Origin of the sequence: Microcystis sp. M061S2, assembly GCF_020245605.1 — a bacterium.
Taxonomy (GTDB): domain Bacteria; phylum Cyanobacteriota; class Cyanobacteriia; order Cyanobacteriales; family Microcystaceae; genus Microcystis.
The window spans coordinates 1-6,774 of the sequence record NZ_JADBUP010000065.1 but is presented as its reverse complement, the minus strand read 5'-3'; the positions used below and the strand labels follow the sequence as shown (position 1 = coordinate 6,774).

Genomic DNA, 6,774 nt, shown 5'->3' with positions numbered 1-6,774 from the left:
TCATTGGTTATAGGTATTTGGTTAATAATAGTTCAATCTCTTGCCATTTTGCAGCCCTCGCAGCCCACGCATCCATCGCAGCAGCACTCGCAGCCCTCGCAGCCCTCGCAGCCCACGCAGCATCACTCGCAGCCCATGCGGCAGCACTCGCAGCCCTCGCAGCATCACTCGCAGCCCTCGCAGCATCACTCGCAGCCCACGCAGCATCACTCGCAGCCCACGCAGCAGCACTCGCAGCCCATGCGGCAGCACTCGCAGCCCACGCAGCATCACTCGCAGCCCACGCAGCAGCCCTTGCGGCATCCAATTCATATTTATCAATCACTCCATTAGCATAATCTCTTGCAGCTTGTATGGCTTTTCGGGGGCGGTCATCATTGGGGTAATGATTTTCGTAAATGTGCAGCACTGATTCAGCGCAATCGGCGGCAAATAATCTAATCTCTTTGTCCTTGCCTTCGACTGCACGTAATGCCCAAAGTGCATCTTTTATGCCGTTGGATTGAAGGATAGTAGCAATAGATAGAGGCTCATCGTCTGCATGGGTTTTGCCTAAATGATTAAGCAGCTTATCCCACCCATCTTTACAGGGTGAATGTGCTTTTATTTTGTTAAGGGTAGTGGTCATGGTTAAAATTAAAATATTCTTGATTGTTGTTTTTGTCTTTCTGTTTGCAATGCGTTCATAATAGAAGTATTTTCATATACCAATTCAACTTGCTTATACTTTGATATAGAAACAGACATAGATACTTTTGCCAACTCCCAAAATGTTGCATAAGTGCATTTGTCCAGCATCAAAGCATTTAATTCATAGCCATCACCTTCATAGTATGGGTCGGAAAAAAATTCATATTGAGAAGTATGGTATCCATATTTTTCATCAAATAAATTTACAAATTTGTTATAATCCCTCTTCAGCAAAAACCAAGACTGCTCCGGAAAATAAACAACGCATTTAGCATACTGCCTTGTAATTGGTGTAGCAAACAAAAACAATTCTATTTGCTCATTAAACAACACACCAGACATAATATAAATATTTTCCTCCTTTTTGCTCAATTTGAAGCCCTTTAACTTAAATTTTTCTACTGCTGCTGAAATGTTACCCGAAATTTCAACTCCATTGAAAGTTTGACTGAATGATTTAACTGAAATCGTAATCAGTAATAATAAAATAATTTTTTTCATTTTTTTGTTTTTTTTGTTTTTAATTAATCAGTATCATTTGCATATTCGATATGCTTATAGTAAACTTCTTCTTCTATGCTAATTTTATTCTTTGCAACCCAATCGGTAATTATTTGATTTTCCTCTGGAGTAAATAATGATTCATTCCATTTTGCCTTTTCCAAATTAGCGTGTTGGTATCCAGCATCAAATTGTTTGCTTCCCCACAACTCATAAGAACCAATTCCTGTGTTGGCAATTTCATAATCGCAATCAAATTTTACTTCCTTTTTCTCATCAAGAAGTTGTATTGTGCGATAGATAGATAAAGACATTATTGGCATAGTTTAGAATTTTTGTTTAAATTAGGATGATTAAAATAGGTTATTTTCCTTTTCACCGGATACGTTACAAATAATTTACCCAACTTGCTCAAAAACTTTTTTCGTTCTTTGCCTTGAACATAAAGTAAGTGGTCAATTAAATTTTGCACCAGCATAAGACGTTCTTGTTCACCCATTGTGTTTGTATCAAGCATCTTTTTCCGATTTAGGTTGTAAATAATAAACGAATAAAATAAAGACAATAAAAATAATAATATTTATAAACATTTTCATATTAGAAATCACTTTTAACAATTAAAAAATAAACTCCAGCATTTTTGACAACATTTTTCACTTCCGGCAAATCTTTGTTATTTGCTATTCTGTAATAAACAGCTTGTCTGCTGATTTTTTGGTACGGATTTTTGTTCTTGATTCTGAAATTTAGTGGAGATATTCTTTCGCAATACTCCTCAACACTAATCATCTTTATTTTGTCGCTAATTTGCATATCTATATTTGTTGGTTAAAAATTATACACTTTTGTAGGTTTTCTGCATTTGAACTGCCATAGGTTTGTGTTTTATATGGTTTAATTAAAAAAATCATCTGTATATCCCGTATCATCACCGCTTATTTGAAAATATGCGACAATACAGGAAATAAATAATAATGCTGCTAAATAAGGTATCATTCTATTTTCTTTTGAAATGTTTTAGAAACAATAGAGGAACAATCTTCCCTTTTACAGATATAGGTTAATCGCCAATACCTGCCATTCTTAAAAACTCTGGTGTTTTTTCTTTTCATATTATTTGCATTTATACATTTTATTTGAATTTTGACCGCCATAACCTTTGTATAGTGGTTTGCTGCCTTTAATACCTTTTGTAAAGTATTTTTTGTTAGTAGTCGGACAATTCCCAGAAGTAGCACATGAAGAAGCTGAAATGATAATCAAAAGGTAAATAATTTTTTTCATAACTTAATTTTTGTAAATGTATTTAATAATTAAAATAAAAACAAAATAATAATGTTAAATTTTTCCTTCACTACTAAAAGAATAATAGCCATCGGAAGTTAAAATAATATGGTCAAGCACATTTATATCCAATAATCGCAACCCTTGTGTAATTTGATTTGTAACTTTTACATCTGCATCACTTGGTTCTAACTGACCAGACGGATGATTGTGTACTAAAATTACTCCTTTGGCTAAATTTTCAATAGCAAATTTTGCTACCAATGTAACATCTACAATAGCCGAATTAATGCCACCTTGTGAAATTTTTGCCCAACCTGTTGTATAGCCCCCTCTGTTGAGCATAAGCAAAAAGAACGATTCATAAACATCAATATCTTCAAAATAAAATTGCCTGACATAGTTTGCCGCTTGTTCCGAAGTAGAAATTTTTACTTTTTCGATACTTGGCACTTCTTTGTCTGGAACAATTTTGTAACGCTTGATTTTTGACATAGTTAATAATTTTCAGCAAAGTAAAATAATAATTGATATACAACCAAAATAATAAACACATTTAACAAAGTATTAACAATGTTAAAATATAGTTAAAGAAATTATATTTGTGTAAAATGATAAATATTTATATTATCTTTGCTTTATTAATTTAATACTATGAAATCAGTGCAAATTATAAAATCAGTATATCAAGATTCAGAAAAAAACATTTGGGAAATTAAACGTGAATCGCTTCCTAAAAAGAAAGGTCAGTATGTTTATTGGTTGGCAGAGTGCAAAGAAAAAAATATTAGCTTCAGAAAAAACCTGAAAAGAGATATAATCAAAGAAATCAAAAATTTAACCAATAATAAGCCAAAATGAAAAAAGAAGAAATACAAGCAATCTGGAATCAATTCAAAAGCAACGAAGAAAGAAATAACCACAGGGAAAACGATATATTGTTAGCCAAAAATTTCGGCAGCAAACAACAAATATGCGTATTTGTGCAAACAACTCACACTTTGATTTGTAACCATGCAGAAAATGACAACGTAACTTATTACAGAATAGAACCAATACATTAAAAAACCATATAAAACCACACACAATGCAAAAAACAATTAAGTTTATTAAAGAGCAAAATTTAGGGCAGCAACCTGTATTTTTTACAGAAGTAAATGGAAATTTTGTTAATGGCAGTTTATCATCAAATTACGATGAAGCCGTTCACCGTTATAATTCAATATGTAAAGGAGAGCAAATAAAAATAACTGAAACCCTCCAGACCTTCACAATAGAACAAGAAGAAGAATAAAAATAAATCAAATCAAAATTGAAATAGGGGAAATTTAACCCCTATTTTTTTTATTACAATATGTTAAAGTTAAGTTAAAGAAAATTTATTTATACAAAATACTAAATTTATACCCTATATTTGCATTCTAAACAAAAAATAAAAAACTATGAACACAAATTTTGCAGATTCGTTAATCAGTTCAGCGATTCAAAATGATAAAGTAAATGAATTGTTGGATAAATTCGGATTAAATTGGGAAGTAGAAAAAACACCTTTAATTTTACCCAACGGCAACGAAACGCCTTACTTCGCCCTTGTTCGTTCAGACAATGGACAATGCCTAAATTCTGTAAGGGATAGCTATGTACCCTTCCAAAATTCCGAACTTGCAGACCTTGTTATTAAAATAGCGGATAAAGGAGGATATAACATACACTCCGGAGGAAAATTTAACGGAGGGCAAAAATTATACCTTCAGTTAGAATCAGGGAACGAAATTAAAAGCATTGGAGAAAACCGCAGTAAGGTAATAGGTTTTATATCTGGCATCAATTCACACGATGGGACAACCTCTCTAAAATGGGGAAATGTAAATTTCACAATCTGTTGTAGAAATACGTTTGCCGCAGCCACAAAGCAACTCCAAAATTCGGCTAAACACACCCAAAGCATCCACGCCAAAGTTGAAGAATATTTGCAGCAAATAGGGCTAATAATTAAGCAAGAAACAGCCATATTTGACCAATTTATAAAGATGTCAGAAACACCCGTAACAAAACAGCTCATTCAACAAGTAGTGAAAGAAATTACAAAGGTAGACACCGCATTAACCCCAGCACAAGCAAAGGAACAATATACCACCTATCAAATAAACCGAACCAACGAATTGTTAACAAGCATAGCAACCGAAACCAACGCCAAAGGACAAACAAGGTGGGGACTATTTTCGGGAGTGACTTATTACACTTCCCATATAATGCCCGTACCTAATCGGGAAGCAGCAAGGATAGAAAGCAAGTATACAGGCACAGCCCTAACCACCGACAACACAATTTTCAAAATGTTATCGGTAAACTAAAAGCAAAAAACAAAATAGGGGAAATAAAACACCCCTATTTTTTTACTCTAATATGTTAAAAAAATGTTAATGTTAAAGTTAAGTTAAAGAAATTATTTTCGTACAAATTAGTAAATTTTACCCTTATCTTTGCCCTACACTAAAAATAAAAAACTATGAAATTTTTACCAACCAACCACAGAGCAGAATCAAATAATTATCCCTACGGAAGATTAAGAACAACCGCCTATTTTGGGCTGGAATTTAAAAAAGGAAAAGGATTCCGGACAATTTTCCAAACCATTAACCCAAAAAACAACCGTTTAAACGCTGTTAAAAATTCAACATACAGCTCAATTATGGCAATGTATGAAGCAGAAAACGGACATATTAAATATGTATCTTTTAATCTGTACGGAGTGGAAGGAATAAACAAAGCCGCAAAATTTATGCACGAAAATTTCAACCTTTACACGCCCGAACAAATAGAGCATATCGCATCACTTTTTTTCGTACATCTTAAGGCGTCAGCAAAGGCGATAGTTATATATTGTGGGGCAAATTTTGAAGAAGTAAAACCAATTTTAGACCCAGCAGTTACCGCAGCCGTTAAAATGATTAAAGACCCGACAACAAATATTTTCGATTCTCTGAATGTAGATATTGAAAAATACGAAGCTACGAAAAACCCAAATTATCAACCATTCAAAATAAGTACAGCAATTCCCCTGTAAAAATATAGGGCAGCGGAAACCCTCCAAACCGCTAATTTTTCAACTCATTAAAATTTCAATATGACATCAGTATATAACCGCAGCCGAATATATAATTTCAATGAATTATCAGACAAAGAACAGGAAGAAGTAAAAAATACATATTCATTTGAAGAATCAGACGCACAAGGTACAATGTATGTAAAATTGAAGATGAAAGATAGAACCGAAATTTTACCCCTCTGTATGTTCATTAAAACCGACTATAAAAACAATTTTACGCATGGAATTTTCGGTACTTCATATTTTTCTGGTTATTTTATTACATTGAATAAAACCAATAATGAAGCAGTAATTGCATATAAACATTTCTAAACAATTAAATTTATACAATATGGCAGCCCTCAAGATGATTAACGCAAAATTCAAGAGTAAATGCAGCGAAACAGGTAAAACAATTTATAAGGGTGATGTTTGTTTTTATGACTACCAATATAAGCAGGTTTTCCACCCCTCCGCCGATATCGTAAGAATCAGACAAAGCCAAGCAGACGAAGCACAGGAAAACGCCTATTTTGACAACTTTTGCCTACAAAATAACATATAATTGCAATATGTTAAAGTTAAGTTAAAGAAATTATTTTTGTACAAAATACTAAATATATATGTATATTTGTATACACTAAAAAAATAATTATGCCAACTCTAATTTTTCGCACTTCAGGAAGAAAGGTAAAAAGACCACAACCAACCACCACCGATAAAATCATTGAAAAGATGAAGCAATTAAGCTACACACCGCAGGAGATAAAAAACCGCCTGAAGTTGATTGATGCCAGATGTAAATTATTAACTAACCAATAAAACCCAAATTTATGATGATTGAAACAAGAACATACATAGAGCCGGCCATATCAGTAATGGAAAGAATAAACCAAAAAGAAACGGTATATATATGTTATGATGATGATAACAGAATATTGTTCGGTACACCATCAGAAACCCAAGCACAAAAATACTGCCGAATAAATAACTGCTACTATTCAACGTATCCACCGAAAACCTACACAATCCAAGAAGATAGAAGTTAACCCCACCAACCCCACCAAATCAACAGCACAATGCAACCACCCACCACCACACCACGCCAACAGGCAAACAGCCCACCGCAAAACAGCCCGAAGCCCACGCCACACGCAAAGAATGGCAAGAAAATGTAATATGTTATTTTTTTCCTAAAAACGCACCCCCCC

15 protein-coding genes are annotated in these 6,774 nt (G+C 33.6%); 8 read left to right on the top strand and 7 right to left on the bottom strand.

Annotated features, from left to right (window positions below; genetic code table 11):
• Window positions 1–7: 7 nt before the first annotated feature.
• The 7 genes from IM475_RS11820 to IM475_RS11790 all read right to left on the bottom strand — a co-directional run bounded on the left by IM475_RS11820 (window position 8) and on the right by IM475_RS11790 (window position 2,970).
• Window positions 8–628 carry a putative immunity protein gene (locus IM475_RS11820; protein WP_287727674.1) on the bottom strand — a complete coding sequence of 207 codons (621 nt, stop codon included), beginning with the start codon at window positions 626–628 and terminating at the stop codon, window positions 8–10.
• Window positions 629–636: 8 nt separating this feature from the next.
• Window positions 637–1,191: a hypothetical protein gene (locus IM475_RS11815; RefSeq protein WP_287727673.1), complete on the bottom strand. Its 555-nt coding sequence runs from the start codon at window positions 1,189–1,191 to the stop codon at window positions 637–639.
• 23 nt (window positions 1,192–1,214) lie between these two features.
• On the bottom strand, window positions 1,215–1,505 hold the full coding sequence (locus IM475_RS11810; RefSeq protein WP_287727672.1) for a hypothetical protein: 291 nt from the start codon (window positions 1,503–1,505) through the stop codon (window positions 1,215–1,217).
• Complete coding sequence (locus tag IM475_RS11805) at window positions 1,505–1,708, bottom strand: hypothetical protein (protein WP_287727671.1); 204 nt, start codon at window positions 1,706–1,708, stop codon at window positions 1,505–1,507. Before IM475_RS11805 ends, IM475_RS11810 begins: the two co-directional genes overlap by 1 nt.
• An 80-nt stretch (window positions 1,709–1,788) precedes the next feature.
• The gene (locus IM475_RS11800; RefSeq protein ID WP_287727670.1) at window positions 1,789–2,004 is read right to left on the bottom strand and encodes a hypothetical protein; all 216 of its coding nucleotides are present in this window, start codon (window positions 2,002–2,004) and stop codon (window positions 1,789–1,791) included.
• Between the two features lie 300 nt (window positions 2,005–2,304).
• The gene (locus tag IM475_RS11795; RefSeq protein ID WP_287727669.1) at window positions 2,305–2,475 is read right to left on the bottom strand and encodes a hypothetical protein; all 171 of its coding nucleotides are present in this window, start codon (window positions 2,473–2,475) and stop codon (window positions 2,305–2,307) included.
• A gap of 54 nt (window positions 2,476–2,529) precedes the next feature.
• Window positions 2,530–2,970, bottom strand: a complete 441-nt coding sequence (locus tag IM475_RS11790; protein WP_287727668.1) for a JAB domain-containing protein — start codon at window positions 2,968–2,970, stop codon at window positions 2,530–2,532.
• Between the two features lie 159 nt (window positions 2,971–3,129).
• Here IM475_RS11790 and IM475_RS11785 point away from each other — a divergent pair, with 159 nt between their 5' ends.
• The 8 genes from IM475_RS11785 to IM475_RS11750 all read left to right on the top strand — a co-directional run bounded on the left by IM475_RS11785 (window position 3,130) and on the right by IM475_RS11750 (window position 6,385).
• On the top strand, window positions 3,130–3,336 hold the full coding sequence (locus tag IM475_RS11785) for a hypothetical protein (protein WP_287727667.1): 207 nt from the start codon (window positions 3,130–3,132) through the stop codon (window positions 3,334–3,336).
• On the top strand, window positions 3,333–3,539 hold the full coding sequence (locus tag IM475_RS11780; protein WP_287727666.1) for a hypothetical protein: 207 nt from the start codon (window positions 3,333–3,335) through the stop codon (window positions 3,537–3,539). The genes IM475_RS11785 and IM475_RS11780 overlap by 4 nt, the downstream gene beginning before the upstream one ends.
• 23 nt (window positions 3,540–3,562) lie before the next feature.
• Window positions 3,563–3,769, top strand: a complete 207-nt coding sequence (locus IM475_RS11775) for a hypothetical protein (protein ID WP_287727665.1) — start codon at window positions 3,563–3,565, stop codon at window positions 3,767–3,769.
• Window positions 3,770–3,917: 148 nt separating this feature from the next.
• Window positions 3,918–4,829 carry a DUF932 domain-containing protein gene (locus IM475_RS11770; RefSeq protein WP_287727664.1) on the top strand — a complete coding sequence of 304 codons (912 nt, stop codon included), beginning with the start codon at window positions 3,918–3,920 and terminating at the stop codon, window positions 4,827–4,829.
• A gap of 155 nt (window positions 4,830–4,984) precedes the next feature.
• Window positions 4,985–5,542 (top strand): hypothetical protein, encoded by a 558-nt coding sequence (locus IM475_RS11765; protein ID WP_287727663.1) that lies wholly within the window; start codon window positions 4,985–4,987, stop codon window positions 5,540–5,542.
• Between the two features lie 60 nt (window positions 5,543–5,602).
• Window positions 5,603–5,896: a hypothetical protein gene (locus tag IM475_RS11760; protein ID WP_287727662.1), complete on the top strand. Its 294-nt coding sequence runs from the start codon at window positions 5,603–5,605 to the stop codon at window positions 5,894–5,896.
• A 19-nt stretch (window positions 5,897–5,915) separates the two neighbouring features.
• A complete protein-coding gene (locus IM475_RS11755; protein WP_287727661.1) occupies window positions 5,916–6,128 on the top strand; it encodes a hypothetical protein in 213 nt (70 codons plus the stop codon).
• Between the two features lie 89 nt (window positions 6,129–6,217).
• On the top strand, window positions 6,218–6,385 hold the full coding sequence (locus IM475_RS11750) for a hypothetical protein (protein ID WP_287727660.1): 168 nt from the start codon (window positions 6,218–6,220) through the stop codon (window positions 6,383–6,385).
• The last annotated feature ends 389 nt before the right edge of the window (window positions 6,386–6,774 follow it).